Annotated in this window: 13 protein-coding genes; 3 read left to right on the top strand and 10 right to left on the bottom strand. The window is 66.9% G+C overall.

Annotation, left to right across the window (positions count from 1 at the left end; genetic code table 11):
* Nucleotides 1–6: 6 nt before the first annotated feature.
* The 10 genes from nrdH to QM682_RS12580 all read right to left on the bottom strand — a co-directional run bounded on the left by nrdH (nt 7) and on the right by QM682_RS12580 (nt 11,550).
* Nucleotides 7–228: a glutaredoxin-like protein NrdH gene (nrdH, locus tag QM682_RS12625; protein ID WP_415130263.1), complete on the bottom strand. Its 222-nt coding sequence runs from the start codon at nt 226–228 to the stop codon at nt 7–9.
* Nucleotides 229–597: 369 nt separating this feature from the next.
* Nucleotides 598–1,239 carry a 3-oxo-tetronate 4-phosphate decarboxylase gene (otnC, locus tag QM682_RS12620; RefSeq protein WP_415130261.1) on the bottom strand — a complete coding sequence of 214 codons (642 nt, stop codon included), beginning with the start codon at nt 1,237–1,239 and terminating at the stop codon, nt 598–600.
* Nucleotides 1,232–2,497 (bottom strand): 3-oxo-tetronate kinase, encoded by a 1,266-nt coding sequence (otnK, locus tag QM682_RS12615; RefSeq protein WP_415130259.1) that lies wholly within the window; start codon nt 2,495–2,497, stop codon nt 1,232–1,234. Before otnK ends, otnC begins: the two co-directional genes overlap by 8 nt.
* Before the next feature lie 50 nt (nt 2,498–2,547).
* On the bottom strand, nt 2,548–3,678 hold the full coding sequence (locus QM682_RS12610) for a M20/M25/M40 family metallo-hydrolase (RefSeq protein WP_415130257.1): 1,131 nt from the start codon (nt 3,676–3,678) through the stop codon (nt 2,548–2,550).
* Nucleotides 3,675–4,850, bottom strand: a complete 1,176-nt coding sequence (locus QM682_RS12605; RefSeq protein ID WP_415130255.1) for a M20 aminoacylase family protein — start codon at nt 4,848–4,850, stop codon at nt 3,675–3,677. Before QM682_RS12605 ends, QM682_RS12610 begins: the two co-directional genes overlap by 4 nt.
* Entirely contained in the window at nt 4,807–6,507 is a 1,701-nt protein-coding gene (locus QM682_RS12600) for an ABC transporter ATP-binding protein (protein WP_415130253.1), read from the bottom strand. The genes QM682_RS12605 and QM682_RS12600 overlap by 44 nt, the downstream gene beginning before the upstream one ends.
* Before the next feature lie 3 nt (nt 6,508–6,510).
* Nucleotides 6,511–7,386, bottom strand: coding sequence for an ABC transporter permease (locus tag QM682_RS12595; RefSeq protein WP_415130251.1), 876 nt, complete (start codon nt 7,384–7,386; stop codon nt 6,511–6,513).
* Entirely contained in the window at nt 7,386–8,327 is a 942-nt protein-coding gene (locus QM682_RS12590) for an ABC transporter permease (RefSeq protein WP_415130249.1), read from the bottom strand. The genes QM682_RS12595 and QM682_RS12590 overlap by 1 nt, the downstream gene beginning before the upstream one ends.
* Nucleotides 8,328–8,396: 69 nt before the next feature.
* A complete protein-coding gene (locus QM682_RS12585; RefSeq protein ID WP_415130247.1) occupies nt 8,397–9,962 on the bottom strand; it encodes an ABC transporter substrate-binding protein in 1,566 nt (521 codons plus the stop codon).
* 64 nt (nt 9,963–10,026) lie between these two features.
* Entirely contained in the window at nt 10,027–11,550 is a 1,524-nt protein-coding gene (locus QM682_RS12580; protein WP_415130245.1) for a M81 family metallopeptidase, read from the bottom strand.
* 134 nt (nt 11,551–11,684) lie between these two features.
* Between QM682_RS12580 and QM682_RS12575 the strand changes: the two genes are divergently transcribed.
* The 3 genes from QM682_RS12575 to QM682_RS12565 all read left to right on the top strand — a co-directional run bounded on the left by QM682_RS12575 (nt 11,685) and on the right by QM682_RS12565 (nt 14,616).
* On the top strand, nt 11,685–12,422 hold the full coding sequence (locus tag QM682_RS12575) for an IclR family transcriptional regulator (protein WP_415130243.1): 738 nt from the start codon (nt 11,685–11,687) through the stop codon (nt 12,420–12,422).
* Nucleotides 12,423–12,508: 86 nt separating this feature from the next.
* Complete coding sequence (locus tag QM682_RS12570) at nt 12,509–13,771, top strand: NAD(P)/FAD-dependent oxidoreductase (RefSeq protein WP_415130241.1); 1,263 nt, start codon at nt 12,509–12,511, stop codon at nt 13,769–13,771.
* A gap of 416 nt (nt 13,772–14,187) precedes the next feature.
* Nucleotides 14,188–14,616: a VOC family protein gene (locus QM682_RS12565; protein WP_415130239.1), complete on the top strand. Its 429-nt coding sequence runs from the start codon at nt 14,188–14,190 to the stop codon at nt 14,614–14,616.
* Nucleotides 14,617–14,853: the final 237 nt, after the last annotated feature.

Below are 14,853 nucleotides of genomic sequence, written 5' to 3'. Positions count from 1 at the left end.
CCCAAATCAGGACAGGCGGCCGATCATGTCGGGACGGAACCCGGCCCAATGCGCCTCGCCTGCGACCACGACCGGCGCCTGACGATAGCCCAGCGATGTGACAAGTTCCATCGCCGCGTCATCCTCGGTCAGGTCCACGATGTGATAGGCGACGCCCTTGGCATCCAGCGCGCGGGTGGTGGCGGTGCATTGCACGCAGGCGGGTTTGGAATAGACGGTGATGCTCATGCCTGTGGTCCTTTTTTTCATGTCGTCTCGCGGTCGCGGGCTGCCTGCCGGGGACATGCCGACTGGGGGATCCCCATTCATCAACAATGACAACCACTTGCAGTTGCGGCATCTGGCGAGGTGCGGCGATGCTGGGATCGCCCTCCCGACTCGACGCAGCGGAGCCAAGGACCACTATATAACTAGCCGCCGATGATTGTCACCACAATATATGGTGGTCCATTTGCGGAACATCGGGTTTACACAGGGGGGCATCCGGCACCCTTCCCAGCTTTTCCGAGGTGCTGGAAAGACGCGATTCTATCAGGGATTGTGACGATCCCGATGCGCGGGGCCTGTGTCTAGCCCCCGCCACGCCACCCGTCCAGATCAGAAATCGCGCGGAAAGCGCCTTTCCAGATCGGCGACCTGCTCGGGGGTCAGCGGGCGCGTGCGCATGCCGCGCAGCGCCAGGAAAAGCTTTGCCGTTTCTTCAAGCTCTTCGGTGGCATGGACGGCATCCTCAAGCGATCTGCCCGCCACGACAGGCCCGTGATTGGCCAGCAGCACGGCGTGATGGGCCGAGGCCATCTCCTCGACCGCGCGGGCAAGATCCAGGTCTCCGGGCGCGAAATAGGGAATCAGCGGCAGGCGCCCCACGCGCATGACGTAATAGGCCGTCAGCGGGGGCAGCACATCCGCGTGATCGATGTCATGCAGGCAACTGACCGCGACGGAATGGGTCGAGTGCAGATGCACGATGGCCCCCGCGCGGGGCCGCTGGCGATACATCGCCATGTGCAGAAAGCTTTCCTTGGTGGGCCTGTCGCCCGAGATCAGCCGCCCCGTGCCGTCCAGCCGCGAGATCCGGCCGGGATCGATCGCCCCCATGCTGGCGCCGGTGGGCGTCATCAGCCAGCCGCCATCCTCCAGCCGGACCGAGATATTGCCCGAAGATCCAAAGGTCAGCCCCCGCTGAAACAGGGATTTCGCCAGCCGGGCAATGTCGTCGCGCAGCGCGGTTTCAGCCATCCATCATCTCCAGCGCCTCGGGGAACATGGCCGGGCCGCCGAAATTGCCGGATTTCAGGCATAGGGCCAGGGGCTTGCCGGCGACCGTCGCGCCGCACCAGGGCACGCCTGGCGCGACCTCGGGGCCGATGGACATCTCGCGCACCCCAAGGGCCGAGATCACCGCGCCCGAAGTCTCGCCCCCCGCGACGACAAAGCGCGACCAGCCACGCGCCAGAAGCCCGCGCGCGATGCCCGACAGGGCATCCTCGACCATCGCGCCCGCCTTCATGACGCCGTGGCGTTCCTGGTTGCGCGCGACTTCGGCGGGATCGGACGAGCCATAGATCAGGATCGGCCCGTCCTGCGCCTCGGCCCAGTCCAGCGCCTGGCGGACCACATCCTTGCCCGCCGCGATACGGTCCACGTCCAGCTTCATGCTGGGCCAGATCTTGCGCGCATGGGCGATCTGGCCCCGCGTCGCGGTCGAGCAACTGCCCGCCAGCACCACCGAGCGCCCCGGCGCCTCGGGCAGCGCGGCATCCAGCGCCGCGCCCAGTTCGCCCGACTGGCGCAGATTCTCGGGCAGGCCCATGGCGATGGCCGAGCCGCCGGTGACCAGCGCCATCCCGTCCAGCGCCCGGCCAAGGGCCAGCATGTCGGCATCCTTGACCGCGTCGGGCACGGCATAGCTGAAGCCCTCGGCCCGCAGCCGGTCGAAGGCGGCGCGGATCGCGTCCGGGCCCCGCCGCACGGTTTCCAGCGCCACCAGCCCGCAGCGCCCGCGCGCCTGTGCCTGCATCAGCCGGATCAGACTGGAATCGCGCATCGGCGTCAGCGGATGATCCTTCATCGAGCTTTCGGCCAGGGGCAGGTCGCCCACGAACAGGTTGCCCTTGTAGATGGTGCGTCCGTTCCTGGGAAAGGCGGGCGAGATCACGGTGAAATCCTGGCCCATCGCGTCCAGCAGCGCGTCCGTGACGGGACCGATATTGCCCCGCGCCGTCGAATCGAAGGTCGAGCAATATTTGAACAGGATCTGCCGCGCGCCCTGTTCCCGCAGCCAGTCCAGCGCCGAAAGCGATTGCGCGATGGCCTGATCGGGGGCGATGGTGCGCGACTTCAGCGCCACGACCACGGCATCGGCGCCCTCGGGCACGAAACCCGGCTCGGGCACGCCGATGACCTGGATCACGCGGATGCCCGCCTTGACCCAGGTGCTGCACAGGTCGGTCGCGCCGGTGAAGTCGTCGGCGATGGCGCCCAGGATGATGCTCATGTCTTTCCCCCTTCTCCGGCCCCGGATCAAAGCGGGGACGGGGGGGAAGGTCAACGGATCATCATCATCAGGCCGGCGGCAAGCTTCGCGCGTTCGGACAGGCTGTCGATCTGGATATGCTCTTCCAGCGTATGCAGGCCCTTGCCCCGGACGCCCAGAGAATCCAGCGTCGGCACGCCCATGGCGCCGGTGAAATTCCCGTCCGAGCCGCCGCCCGAGCGATGGGCGGTCAGGGTGAAGCCCAGTTCCGCCGAAAGCACCTTGGCCAGTTCGAACAGTTCCATCGTCTGCGGACCCGGCTCCCAGACAGGGCGGGTGACGCCGCGCGCGACCTTGAAGGCGACGCCGTTCCACTCGTCCTGAAGGGCCATGATCGCGGCGACGCCCCGGTCCAGGTCGGCCTGGGTCTTGGCCATGCTCAGCGCCTCGGCCCGGCATTCCGAACTGACGCAGTTCACCCATTGCCCGGCATGGATCACACCGACCGAGAAGGTGCAGTCCTCGGTCGTCATCGCCTCGACCTCGATGATCTTGCGCGCCATGGCCGCGATGGCCGAGCGCCCGTCCTTGAGCGCCCAGCCCGCGTGGCTGGGGCGGCCCTCGGTCAGCAGGTTGAAGCGGGCGATGGCATAGCGGCCCACGACCGCGCCGCCGTCATGCTCGGCCGGTTCGGGCAGCAGCACGGCGCGCTGGCCGCGGGCGTGATCCTCGATCAGGCCGCGGGTGGCGGGGGTGCCCACCTCTTCGTCGGGGGTAAAAAGGAAGGTGACGGGCAAGGGCGTCGTCAGGCCCGCGCGCAGGATCTGGCGCATCGCCTCCATATAGACGTAATTGCCGCCCTTCATGTCCATGATGCCCGGCCCCCAGGCGCGGCCGTCCTGGACCCGGAAGGGCAGCTTCTCCAGCGTGCCCATGGGGTGGACCGTGTCCATATGCCCCGAGATCAGGATGCCGGGCTTGCCCTGGTCGGGATGCGGGAAGCTGGCCCGGATCGAGGTGCCGAAGCCCATGGTGCCGGGGATCGTCTCGACCGTGGCGCCGATGGCCGCCAGGTCGCGCGCGGCCAGGTCCATCATGCGGCTGACCGCCGCGCCGTCCCAGGTCGGGCTTTCGCATTCGATCCAGGGCCGCAGCCCGGCCAGCATCTGGTGATCGTCGAAGGGAAGGTTCAGCGGGTTCATGCTGCGGTCTCCGGGGCAAGGCGGCGTTCGACCAGCCGGGCATAGATCGATGCGCCGACGGGCAGGATGGCGGGGTCCAGGACGAAGCCCGGATTGTGCAGCGGCATGGTGCCGGCATGGCCCAGGCGGCCATAGGCGCCGGGCACGACCTGAAGCATGTCGGCGAAATCCTCCGAGCCGGTGGCGGGTGCCTCGCCATCCGTGACCAGATCCGCGCCCACCACGTCGCGCGCGGCCTCAAGCCAGGCGTCGGCCAGCGCGTCGTCGTTCATGAGCACGTCGAAGACATTGCGCAGGTCGACGGTGATCTCGATCCCATAGGCTTGGGCCATGCCGGCACACAGCTCGCGCATCCGGGTTTCGACCAGGGCGATCACCTCGGGCTTGAAGTAACGGATCGTGCCCGCCAGGGTCGCGGTCTGGGGCACGACGTTATAGGCGCTGCCGGCATGGATCTGCGTCACCGACAGGACGCAGGTGTCCAGCGGCGGCAGGTTCCGGCTGATGATCGTCTGCAATTGCCCGACCAGCCCGCTGGCGATGACCAGCGCATCGCGCGACTGATGCGGCATGGCCGCGTGGCTGCCCTTGCCGTTGACGGTGATGTCGAAAAAGGACGCCCCCGCCATCGCCGCGCCCCGGCAGATCGAGGCACGGTTTGCCTCGCCGCTGGGATTGTTGTGCATTCCGTAAACCTCATCCACGGGGAACCGCTGGAACAACCCCTCGGCGATCATGCCGCGCGCGCCGCCCAGACCTTCCTCGGCGGGCTGGAAGATGAAGACGGCGGTGCCGTCGAAATCGCGGCTTTCGGCCAGGTATTTCGCGGCGCCCAGCAGCATGGTCGTATGGCCGTCATGGCCGCAGGCATGCATCCGCTGCGGCGTTTGCGAGGCATAGTCCAGCCCCGTCGCCTCGGTGATCGGCAGAGCGTCCATGTCGGCGCGCAGCCCGATGCGGCGATTGCCGCCGCCGCGCCCGCGCAGGATGCCGACGACGCCGGTTTTCGCCACGCCCTCATGCACCTCGTCAAAGCCCCAGCCGCGCAGCTTTTCGGCGACGATGCCGGCGGTGCGAACCTCCTGAAAGCCGATCTCGGGGTGGGCATGCAGGTCGCGAAAGATCCTTTCAAGCGCCGGGGCGTCGGCCTGGATCTGGGGCAGGGTGGGCATTCTGGCTTTCCTTCATCGAGCGGAAGTTCTGGAAATCCCAATCGCGGCCGGGGGCGGCGTCGATCAGGGCGCGGGTATAGGCATGGGCGGGATCGGCCAATACCTCGGCGGCGGGGCCTTGCTCGACGACCGTGCCGCGCTGCATCACGATCACCTCGTCGCAGATCTGGGCCGCGACGCGCAGGTCATGGGTGATGAAGACGATGGCGATGCCCAGATCGCTCTGCAACTGGTCCAGCAGTTCCAGCACCTGGGCCTGGACCGAGACATCCAGCGCCGAGACCGCCTCATCCGCGACCAGCACGTCGGGGCGCATCATCACCGCGCGGGCGATGGCGATGCGCTGGCGCTGCCCGCCCGAGAACATATGCGGATAACGCTTCAACGCATCCTTGGGCAGGCCGACGACATTCAGCAGCCGGGCCGCCTCGGCCAGCGCCTCGGGGCGGGGGGTGCCATAGTTCAGGGGCCCTTCGATCAGGCTTTCCGCGATGGTCCAGCGCGGGTTCAGGGACCGCATCGGGTCCTGGAACACGACCTGAAGCTTCTTGCGATGCGGCCGCAGCTTGCCGCGCGACAGGTGCGCGATATCGGCCCCGTCCAGTTCGACCGCGCCCGAGGTCGGGTCGATCAACCGCATGATGCAGCGCGCGACCGTCGATTTCCCCGAGCCGGATTCGCCCACGATCCCCAGCGTCCGCCCCCGCGCCAGGCTGAAGCTGACATCCTTGGCGGCATGGGCCTGCGGCACCTTTTTCAGAAGGCCGCTGCCGCCGTAGACCTTGTTCAGGCCCGTGACCTTCAGCACCGGCTTGGTCCCGGCGGGACGGGCGGGACGCGGCGACAGGCTGGGGACCGAGGCCAGAAGCTTGCGGGTGTATTCCTGGGTCGGCCGGCGCAGCAATTGCTCGACCGGGCCGCTTTCGACGATCTCGCCGTATTTCATCACATAGACGGTATCGGCGATCTCGGCCACCACGCCCATGTCATGGGTGATGAACAGGACGGCGGTGCCGTGCTTGCGCTGCAATTCGTCGATCAGGGCCAGGATCTGTTTCTGCGTGGTCACGTCCAGCGCCGTGGTCGGCTCGTCCGCGATCAGCAGCACGGGTTCCAGCACCAGCGCCATGGCGATCATGATGCGTTGGCGCTGGCCGCCGGAAAGCTGGTGCGGATAGCTGCGGAAGATGCGCTCGACATCGGGCAGATGAACCTGCTCCATGATCTCGATGGCGCGCTGGCGGCGCGCGGCGGCGGAAAGCTGGGTGTGAAGCTCCATCACCTCCATGATCTGTTCGCCCACGCGCAGGACCGGGTTCAGCGCGGTCATCGGCTCCTGGAAGATCATTGCGACGCGGGCGGCGCGCAATTCGCGCATCTGCGCCTGGGACAGGGGCAGCAGGTCCGAGCCTTGCAGGTTGATCCTGCCCCGCGTGACCTTCAGCGCCTGGGGCAAAAGCCCCATGATCGCCAGCGAGGTGACCGATTTCCCCGAGCCGGATTCGCCGACCAGGCAGACCGTCTCGCCCTGGCGGATGGTCACGTCGATGCCCTTCAGCACCTGCGGGCTGCCTTCGGTTTCGGGAAGGGCGACGGCTAGGTCCTGGATCTGGACCGCGACCGAGGCGGCGTCGAAATTGCGAGACTTGAACAGCATGGCTTACCCCGCCCGTTTCTTGAGGCGCGGGTCCAGCATGTCCCGCGCGGCATCGCCCAGAAGGTTGATCGACAGGATGCAAAGCGACAGCATCAGGCCGGGATAGAGGATGAGTTCAGGCTTGATGCGAAAGAACATCCGCCCCTCGGCCATGATGTTGCCCCAGGTCGGCGTCTCGGTGCTGACGCCCGCGCCCAGGAACGACAGGATCGCCTCGGTCAGGATAGCCGAGGCCAGGATATAGGTGCCCTGCACGATCAGCGGCGCCAGCGTGTTCGGCACCAGATGGCGGATCAGGATCTTGGGCATCGAGGTGCCAAGCGCGATGGCGGCCTCGACATAGGGCTCTTCGCGGGCCGCAAGGACCACGGCGCGGACCAGGCGCACGACGCGCGGGATCTCGGGGATGGTGATCGCTCCGATGACCGAGCCGACCGAGGGGCCGTTCAGCGCGACCAGCGCGATGGCCAGCAGGATCGCGGGGATCGCCATCAACGCATCCATCATTCGCATGATGACGGCATCGGCGCTTCGGAAGAAGCCCGCGACCATGCCGATCGCCAGTCCGATCAGGACCGAGACGGCGGCGGTCAGGATCCCGATCAGCAGCGACAGCCGCCCCCCGATCAGCACGCGCGACAGCACGTCGCGGCCGAAATTGTCGGTGCCCAGCGGATGGCCGGGCATCGGCCCCTTTAACCGGACCAGCGGGTCCATCTTCAGCGGATCGTGCGGGGCAAGCCAGGGCGCCATGAGCGTGATCAGCACGATCAGCACCAGCACGGCCAGCGCGATGCGCGGCCCCCAGCCGAATTGCGGCAGGCGCAGCAGGCGCAGGACGGATTGGTTGGCCGAGGCGGGGCGGGGAGGCTGGGACATCAGTAGCGGATCCTCGGGTCAAAGAAGGAATAGCTGAGGTCGATCAGCAGGTTGACCAGGACGTAAAGGAAGCTGGTCAGCAGGATCATCGCCTGGATCACCGGATAGTCGCGGGCCAGGATGGCATCGACGGTCAGCCGCCCGATGCCGGGGATGTTGAACACCGTCTCGGTGACGACGACGCCACCGATCAGCAGGGCGAAGCCCGTGCCGATGACGGTCAGGATCGGGACGGCGGCGTTCTTCAGCGCGTGGCGGAACAGCACCCGGCGCTCGGGCGCGCCCTTGGCGCGGGCGGTGCGGATGTAATCCTCGCCCAGCACTTCCAGCATGTTCGCGCGGGTCATGCGCGCGATCAGCGCCACATAGATCGTCGTCAGCGTCAGCGCGGGCAGGAAGGCGTTTTTCAGGAAGGCCAGCGGCCCCGCCGTGATGGGGGTGAAGCCCTGCACCGGGAACCAGCCCAGCTTCAGCGAAAAGACCAGGATCAGCAGATAGCCGATGACGAAGACCGGGACCGAGAAGCCCAGGACCGAGAAGGTCATCACCGCGTAATCCGCCGCGCTGCGATGCTTCCAGGCGGCCAGCACCCCCATGGGCACCGCCAGCGCCACCGACATCAGGATGGTCAGCAGCGCGATGGACAGCGTAGGCCCCATCCGGTCCGCGATCATCGCCGAGACCGGCGTATGCGAGATCAGCGAGGTGCCCAGGTCGCCGCGCAGAAGCTGCCCCACCCAGGTCGCGAACTGCACCAGGATCGGCTGGTCCAGGCCCATGGCCTCGCGGATGCTGGCAAGCTGTTCGGGCGTGGCCATGTCGCCGGCGATGATCGCCGCCGGATCGCCCGGCGTCAGGCGCAGCAGCAGAAAGACGAAGACGGCGACCAGCAGCATGACCGGAATGACGGCCAGGACGCGGCGCAGAAGGTATCCAAGCATCGTGACACGATCCCCCTGTCAAGACGAAGTCAAGGGGGCGGACCCGCCGCCCCCCGCAAGCACGGGGCCTTACTCGGCCTTCTTGAGGTTCCAGAACACCGGCACGGGCGACGGGATCATGTCGGTGATCGTGGTCCGCCGTGCCTGGGGCAGGCTGTATTGTCCCAGCGGCACCTCAAGCACCGTCTCGATCGCATGGGCCTGGATCTTTTCGCCCACGGCCTTTTGCGCCTCGGGCTCGGCGGCGGCGATATAGTCGTTCTTCAGCCCCTCGATCACGTCATCCTTGGGCCAGCCGAACCATGCCTTGTCCCCGCGCCCGTTCAGCATCGGGTTCGAGATCGGGTTCGAGATTTCGGGCACCATCCAGTTGGTGATGAACATGCTCCAGCCGCCATCCTTGGGCGCGGCCTGGCTGGCGCGGCGCGTGACCAGCGTTTGCCAGTCCATCGGCTGCATGTCCACGGTGAAGCCCGCGTCCCGCAATGCCTGCGAGATCACCACCGGCTGGGTAGCCAGCGCCACCAGATCGGTCGGCGCCATCAGCAGGACCGGCGTGCCGTCATAGCCCGATTCCTTCAAAAGCGCCTTGGCCTCTTCCATGCCGTCGCCCTTGGTCAGCGTTTCGGCCCCGGTTTCCGAGCCAAGCGGCGTGCCGCAGCCCAGCACCGCGCCGCAAAGCTGGTAGTAATCGGGATTGCCGATCATCGCCGCCATCACCTGCTCTTGCGAGATCGCCTTCAGCGCGGCCAGACGCACCTTCTCGTTGTCGAAGGGAGGATGCAGGAAGTTCATCCGCGCCATGGTCTGCATGCCGGTCGGCTCGCGCACCTCGACGGCGATGTTCGGATCGCCTTCCAGCAGGGGCAGCAGATCGACCTGCATCTGTTCGATATAGTCGATCTCGCCACCGGAAAGCGCGTTCACCGCGGTCTGGATGTCGGGCATGTTGACCCATTTCACCTTGTCCACGTTGACGACCTTGCCGCCGGCCATCCAGTTCGCCGGCTCGCTGCGCGGGACGTAATCGGTGTTCTTCTCATAGGTGACGCTGACGCCGGGCTGGAACTCGGCCTGCACGAACTTGAACGGCCCCGAGCCGGTGTAATCCGTGATCGGCTGGTCCACCGGGGTCTCGGCCACGCGGGCGGGCATGATGAAGGGCGGCACGCCCGACTGCTTGGACAGCGTGTCGAGCATCGGCGCGAAGGGCTGTTTCAGCACCCAGGTGACGGTCTTGTCATCGGTCGCGGTCAGGCTGTCGGTATGGTCCATGATGACCTGCCCGCCGGCATCCTTCTGCGCCCAGCGTTTCAGCGAAGCCACCGCGTCCGCCGCCGTCACCGGCGTGCCGTCGTGGAATTTCAGGCCGTCGCGCAGGGTGAAGGCATAGGTCTTGCCATCCTCGGAGACGGTCCATTCCGCCATTTGCGGCTGGGGCTTGAACTCGGAATCCTGGGCGATCAGCACGTCATAGATCATATAGGCGTGGTTGCGGGTGATATGGGCGGTGGTGATCACCGGATCCAGCACGCGCAGGCCGGAATGCATCACGGCGGTCACGGTGGTTTCGGCCCAGGCGGCGCCGGCCAGGATCGTCGAGGCCAGCATGGCGGCGGTCAATCTGTGAAACATCGGTCCTCTCTGTGTGTGTCGATGGGGCGGCCCGGTCTTGTGCCGGTTCCGCGGATTTCAGGTCTCAGGGTGCGAATGCGGCTCCGTTCGGCTCCAGCCGCAGGCCGGGGCGCAGGTGCCGCCAGGGCAGGCTGGCCGGGCTGACGGGCATCGGGCCGGGGGCGATCCCGGTCAGGACGCATTCGGCGATGTCCTGGAAATCGGCGCGGAAATGGACCGAGCTTTTGACCACCAGGATCTTTTGTGTTTCGGGCGGGATGCCCAGGAAGCGGAACATTTCCCGATCCGCCATCTGCGCCTTTTCCGAGACCAGGGCGATGCGGATGCCGCCCAGCCGCAGGCAGGCCGAGGGGCCAAGCCGCAGATGCGCGCCGCCGTAATAGCCGCCCGTGGCATGGCATTCCCCGTCCGAGACGGTCTCGACCAGGAATTCGGCCTCAAGCGGCGCGTCGCCGGCGATACCCGAGGCGCCGCCCAGCGACAGCGCGACCCGCGCGCCGGGACCGGCCGCATGGGCAAGCGCGGCCGACCGGGGATCGGCGATCAGGCCGATGGCGGCGTCCCGCGCATCGCGCGCGACCAGTGCCCGCAGCATCCCCATCGTGTCGCTGTCGCCGCCCGCGCCGGGATTGTCCTGGGTGTCGGCGATGATGACCGGGCGGCGCGAGGTCGCGGCCAGGCGCATCGCCTCGGCCACGGCCTGATGGGCGGGCAGGGGGTGGCCTGCGAATTCCGGCTCGGCCGCCGCCACCGCCGCCGCGATCCGCTCGACCGCCGCATCCGCCGCCGCCTGGCTGTCGCCATAGGCGATGACCGAGGGACCGCAGCCCGCGAAATCCGCCGCCGGAAAGCCCATGAAAAGCGAGGCGTCGTGCAGGCCCGGCGCCGGCTCGGCCGCAAGGCGGTAAAGCCTGCCGCCCGGCTCGCCCAGGGTGGACTGCCAGGCGATGGGGATCAGGAAGTCCAGTTGCCGGAATGCCTTGTGGCTGTGCCCGCCCGCCATCAGCCGATCCAGTTCCGCCGCCGCGCGCCGGCCCGTCCGGGCCATGTCCACATGCGGATAGGTGCGAAACCCGGTCAGCAGATCGGCGGACTGGACCATCAGCGGGGTGATGTTGCCATGCAGATCCAGCGCCGCGACCACCGGCACGCCGGGACCGACGGTCTGGCGGATACGGGCCAGAAGCGCCCCCTCTCCATCCGGCTCGCCCTCGGCCAGCATGGCGCCATGCAGGTCCAGAAACACCCCGTCCAGGGGCAGGGCGGCGGCGATGCTCTGGACGATTTCATCGCTGATCGCGCCGTAGCATTCGGCGGTCACGGGGGCCGAGGGCACCGCCCCCGCCCAGACCAGCGGCACCAGATCCCAGCCCCGCGCCCGTGCATGGCGGATCGCGCCCGCGACCGGAAGGTTCACGCCGTCCGCCCGCTCGGCGATCTCGGCGCCGCGCGACAGCGGCAGATAGCCGCCGCCCTGCCGGAATGCCGCCATGTCGGCGGGGCTGGGGGCGAAGGAATTGCTTTCATGCACGAAGCCCGCCAGGGCCACCCGTTTCGGTTTCGTCTCGGTCTGGACGGTGGCGGCCATATTGTATTGCTATCCAATACGATTGCATTGCATAATGAATTAAGCGAGATCGTCATCGGCCTGTCAACAGTATGAGCACCTTCATCGGCAAAAACGCGGCTTCTGCCCGCCAGCCACCAGAGGATCCTCTTTTCGTGCAGTCGCTTGGCCGGGGCATGCAGGTTCTTGCCGCTTTTTCCGGGGCCGAGCGGGCGCTGAGCCTGTCCGAAATCGCCCAAAGAGCAGGTATCACCCGCAGCGCGGCGCAGCGCATCGTCCATACGTTGCGTGTGACGGGGCATTTGCGGCTTAGCGAGGACGGGCGCGGCTTTCTGCCCGATCTGGGCATCCTTGATCTGACATATGATTACCTGCGGTTGAACCCGCTGATCCGCCGCGCCTCGACCGCGCTGCTGGAACTGCGCCGCAATCTGCGCGAGCGGGTTGACCTGTCGCTTTTCGACGGTCAGCGCATGGTCTATGCCGCGCGGATGCAAAGCAAGCGCGAGATCTTTTTCGCCACGCTGGTCGGGCATTCGGTGCCCACTTTCTGCACCTCGGGCGGCTGGGCGGTGATGGCGCTTCTGCCCGATGTCGAGGTCGATGCGCTGCTTGCAGGCGCGGACCTGCGCCCGCTGACGCCGCGAACGCTGACCGATCCCGGCGCGATTCGCGCCCAGGTCGCACAGGCCCGCGAAACCGGGCATGCCCTTGCGTTGGAACAGATCGTGATGGGCGAGATCGCGCTTGGCATGGCTATTCCCGACCGCGACGGCCGCCCCGTCGCCGCGATCCACGTCGCCGCGTCGCTCGCGGAATGGGAGCCGGAGGAATTTCGTCGCCGCGTCGCCCCCCTGGCTGCCGAGACGGTGCGCGCGATCACCGGCGGCTGAGGCCGGCGCGGGTTGCGCTTTCGCTTTCCTCGGGCCTGGCGCATAATGGCGGGGAACGCCTGTTCCCCCTCGATAGGAGTTTCAGCTTGAAGCATCGGATCGTCGTCATCGGCGCGGGTTTCGCCGGATTGCAGCTTGTTCACGATTTGCGCGGCACGGATTGCCAGATCACCTTGATCGACCAGCGAAATCACCATCTGTTCCAGCCTTTGCTGTATCAGGTGGCGACGACGCTGCTGTCCACCTCGGAAATCGCCTGGCCGATCCGCCGGGTGCTGCGCGAGCGGCGCGACGTGACCACCTTGCTCAGCAAGGTTCAGGGAATCGACCGTGCCGCGCAAGAGGTCGTTCTGGGTGACGGCCAGCGCATTCCCTATGATACGCTGGTCGTCGCGACCGGCGCGCGCCACGCCTATTTCGGCAATGACCAATGGGAAGCGGATGCGCCCGGCCTCAAGACGCTTGAGGACGCGACGACGATCCGCCGCCGCCTGCTGCTGGCCTTCGAGCGCGCCGAACTGACCGACGACGAGGCCGAGCGTCAGGCCCTGCTGACCTTTGCCGTGATCGGCGCCGGCCCGACCGGGGTGGAACTGGTCGGCATCATCGCCGAACTGGCCTATCGCATCCTCCCTCGCGAGTTCCGCCGCGTCGATACCCGCGCCGCCCGCGTCATGCTGATCGAGGCCGGCCCGCGCATCCTGCCCGCCTTTGCCGACGATCTTTCGGCCTATGCGCGCGGGGCGCTTGAGCGGGTGGGGGTCGAGGTGCTGACAGGCGTTCCCGTCACCCAGGTCTCGGAGCAGGGCATCGCGCTGGGCGACCGCCCCATTCCCGCGCGCACGGTGATCTGGGCGGCGGGCGTGCAGGCATCGCGCGCCAAGGATTGGCTGGAGGCCGAGGCGGATCGGGCCGGGCGGGTGATGGTCACGTCCGATCTGACGCTTCCCGGCGATTCTCGGGTCTTCGTCCTGGGCGACACGGCGCATGTCCTTTCCGAGGGCAAGCCCGTTCCGGGCGTCGCCCCCGCCGCCAAGCAGCAGGGCGCCTATGCCGCCCGCGTCATCCGCGCGCGGCTTCAGGACAAGCCCCGGCCCCGGCCCTTTCGCTATCGCCATATGGGCAATCTTGCCACGATCGGCCGTAATGCGGCGGTGATCGAATATGGCCGCTTCAAGCTGCGCGGCTGGCCGGCCTGGTGGGTCTGGGGCATCGCGCATATCTATTTCCTTATCGGCACGCGCTCGCGGCTGATCGTGTTGCTGAACTGGATGTGGATCTTCCTGTCGGGGCATAACTCGGCGCGGCTGATCACGCAGAAAGAGACGTTGAAGGATAGCGCCGGCTAGCCTTGGCATCTGGTGGCGCGGGTCAATGGGCGCCCGGTTCCAGAGCCGGGATTTGCAGGCATGACCGTAAAGCGTAAGATCGTCGGGCGTCCTTGCCGCCGCCCGCCGGTGCCGCGGGAGAGATCGCGCGGGCAAGTCGTGGGAGCCAGCCATCCTTATGTGTCGCGGGCCTGCGCCATCAAGCGCATCGCCGTTCCCGGCCAAGGGTTGCGACGGGGTGGGATACGGCGCTAACATCCGTGGCCTGACCATGATCGCCGGCGGACATGTCCCCGCCTTTCCTCACCATCCCGAACGGTTGGCGGCGGGGCCCATGCCGGCAAGACGACTGGCGGCAGGATACAGCTTGGTGCGCCTTGCTGCCGTTACCCCTGGGCAAAGCGCGGGTTTCTGGCGCTGGAACTAAAGGAAAGACGATGGAAGTTCGCTATCTGCACACGATGGTCCGGGTTTTGGACCTGGAAAAGACCATGCAGTTCTTCGCGCTGCTGGGGCTTGAGGAAATCCGCCGCATCGACAATGAGAAGGGGCGCTTCACGCTGGTTTTCATGGCTCCGCCCGGCCAGCCCGAATGCCCGGTCGAACTGACCTTTAACTGGGACGGCGATGACGGCCTTCCCTCGGACAGCCGCCATTTCGGCCATCTCGCCTATCAGGTCGAAAATATCTATGAGATGTGCCAGAAGCTGATGGATGCCGGCGTCACGATCAACCGCCCGCCCCGCGACGGCCATATGGCATTTGTGCGCAGCCCCGATAACGTCTCTGTCGAGCTATTGCAGGCAGGTGCCCCGCTTCCGTCGCAGGAGCCTTGGGCAAGCATGGAAAATACCGGGCATTGGTGAGGTGAACCGCGCGGGCCCTGGCAGAGGCATCGCCGGTCCCGAAGCTTCCCCGGCATCGTGTTGCCGGGGAGGGGTGACCGGGGTTCAGACGGTCTCCAGGTCTTTCCCACGGGTCTCTGACAGCAGCAAGGTCGCGATGGCTGTGCCCAGCACCAGCATCAGCCCGTTCGAGATCGGCAGCCAAGTATAGATCACCACCATGCACATGGCGCCAAAGGAAACCAGGATGAACTTCCG

This window comes from Paracoccus sp. (in: a-proteobacteria) (assembly GCF_047605025.1).
GTDB lineage: Bacteria > Pseudomonadota > Alphaproteobacteria > Rhodobacterales > Rhodobacteraceae > Paracoccus.
The sequence above is the reverse complement of the archived record's forward strand: the minus strand, read 5'-3'. Positions and strand labels throughout refer to the sequence as shown.

Bases quoted from the DNA above. Each gene is read 5' to 3' on its own strand.
- nrdH (WP_415130263.1), bottom strand. From the start codon at position 228: ATGAGCATCACCGTCTATTCCAAACCCGCCTGCGTGCAATGCACCGCC.
- otnC (WP_415130261.1), bottom strand. From the start codon at position 1,239: ATGGCTGAAACCGCGCTGCGCGACGACATTGCCCGGCTGGCGAAATCC.
- otnK (WP_415130259.1), bottom strand. From the start codon at position 2,497: ATGAGCATCATCCTGGGCGCCATCGCCGACGACTTCACCGGCGCGACC.
- QM682_RS12610 (WP_415130257.1), bottom strand. From the start codon at position 3,678: ATGAACCCGCTGAACCTTCCCTTCGACGATCACCAGATGCTGGCCGGG.
- QM682_RS12605 (WP_415130255.1), bottom strand. From the start codon at position 4,850: ATGCCCACCCTGCCCCAGATCCAGGCCGACGCCCCGGCGCTTGAAAGG.
- QM682_RS12600 (WP_415130253.1), bottom strand. From the start codon at position 6,507: ATGCTGTTCAAGTCTCGCAATTTCGACGCCGCCTCGGTCGCGGTCCAG.
- QM682_RS12595 (WP_415130251.1), bottom strand. From the start codon at position 7,386: ATGTCCCAGCCTCCCCGCCCCGCCTCGGCCAACCAATCCGTCCTGCGC.
- QM682_RS12590 (WP_415130249.1), bottom strand. From the start codon at position 8,327: ATGCTTGGATACCTTCTGCGCCGCGTCCTGGCCGTCATTCCGGTCATG.
- QM682_RS12585 (WP_415130247.1), bottom strand. From the start codon at position 9,962: ATGTTTCACAGATTGACCGCCGCCATGCTGGCCTCGACGATCCTGGCC.
- QM682_RS12580 (WP_415130245.1), bottom strand. From the start codon at position 11,550: ATGGCCGCCACCGTCCAGACCGAGACGAAACCGAAACGGGTGGCCCTG.
- QM682_RS12565 (WP_415130239.1), top strand. From the start codon at position 14,188: ATGGAAGTTCGCTATCTGCACACGATGGTCCGGGTTTTGGACCTGGAA.